An 847-nucleotide genomic window follows, 5' to 3' on the forward strand; every position below is an offset into this window, starting at 1 on the left:
CGATGTAGCCATCAAGATAAGTTAACCGCAAATTTCCTGCATCTGCGGTTAAGGTTTCTATTATTTCAAATTCCTTCCAGGTGTAATAACCAGGTAGAAGAAATCGCTGTTCGGAAATTGTGGTGGTTTTGTTTAAGGTTTGGATAGTCATAGTAATTTTATGGTTATGACTTTATCTTGATTATAACTCATGGTCAGGTGTATATGTAGGTGGCTAAATCTATTTAGTAGCTAAATATACTTACATTTCTCTGGTGAGGTGAATGTTTTCAGGTGTATCTGTGATGGTTCTATTGTCTTCTCTTATTTACATGATAGTTGGTGATGGTTGGGTGAGATGATGTGAACAGATACAGGGTTTTTATAGACTAATCCACCATCATTTGATATAATGTAGAATAATGATCGCATGATGATAAAAGCCATGTCACAAACTGGATTAAATCTATTCATTCCGATGGAGTTACTAATTAACTCTTTAAATGCACTAAGTTTATCAGAAAAACAACAACTTTGGCTGATTCTTGATGAAGCTATTGCTGATGCTGAAGAAGATGATTGGCGAGAAGATGAAGAGACTAAAAAAGAAATTCAATTAGTCCGTGATGAATATGCGAATGGGGAATATATGACTTTTCAACAGTATCTAAATCAGAAAAAATAGATACTATGACTTACGAGATTATTATTACTAAATCTATTCAGAAACAATTAGATAATCTTCCTAGTAATCAGAAATGTTGAATGTCGTTACAAAACTTTACATATTTAAGTATATGTAGTATTATCAAGGGTAAAAATGTCAACATTTCATAATATCTTCCATCCAATGAACATAACTGATTTG

General features: G+C 32.3%; 1 protein-coding gene and 1 pseudogene. One reads left to right on the forward strand and one right to left on the reverse strand.

From position 1 onward, the window contains the following. A pseudogene (locus tag ACIR310F_RS27165) lies at positions 1-151 on the reverse strand (Uma2 family endonuclease); the annotation flags it as partial. Positions 152-424: 273 nt separating this feature from the next. On the opposite strand from ACIR310F_RS27165, the gene ACIR310F_RS0119690 reads away from it, so the two are divergent. Continuing rightward, complete coding sequence (locus ACIR310F_RS0119690) at positions 425-664, forward strand: hypothetical protein (protein ID WP_028085306.1); 240 nt, start codon at positions 425-427, stop codon at positions 662-664. The last annotated feature ends 183 nt before the right edge of the window (positions 665-847 follow it).

Source organism: Dolichospermum circinale AWQC310F (genome assembly GCF_000426925.1).
GTDB classification, from domain to species: domain Bacteria; phylum Cyanobacteriota; class Cyanobacteriia; order Cyanobacteriales; family Nostocaceae; genus Dolichospermum; species Dolichospermum circinale.

What these genes read in the sequence shown, in the direction of transcription:
- ACIR310F_RS0119690 (WP_028085306.1), top strand. Translation starts at nt 425, where the DNA reads ATGTCACAAACTGGATTAAATCTATTCATTCCGATGGAGTTACTAATT.